Raw genomic sequence first — 286 nt, 5'->3', positions numbered from 1 at the left:
GTATAGGCAATGCCTTCAAATCAAGTTTTCCATTCGGTGTAAGTGGTAAAAATACCATCTCAATAAAGTTTGTTGGAACCATGTAATTAGGTAAATGTGTTTGTAGATATTCTCGCCATTCATGGACACTTCCTTCACCAACTACATAAGCTACTAATCTCATATCGCCTTGATTATCCTCTCGTACCAATACAACTGCTTCTTTCACAGAAGAATGCGCCTGCAAAACAGCTTCTATTTCTCCCAATTCAATTCGGAAACCACGAATTTTCACTTGGTCATCTAT

The 286-nt window shown here is 37.8% G+C and carries 1 protein-coding gene; it reads right to left on the bottom strand.

The genetic code is table 11. From position 1 onward, the window contains the following. Positions 1-286 (bottom strand): AMP-binding enzyme (locus tag ACSG5Z_RS31830; protein WP_435712946.1); only part of this gene is annotated, 286 nt, incomplete at both ends.

Origin of the sequence: Bacillus pretiosus, assembly GCF_051294775.1 — a bacterium.
Classification (GTDB): Bacteria; Bacillota; Bacilli; order Bacillales; family Bacillaceae_G; genus Bacillus_A; species Bacillus_A wiedmannii.
The sequence above is the reverse complement of the archived record's forward strand: the minus strand, read 5'-3'. Positions and strand labels throughout refer to the sequence as shown.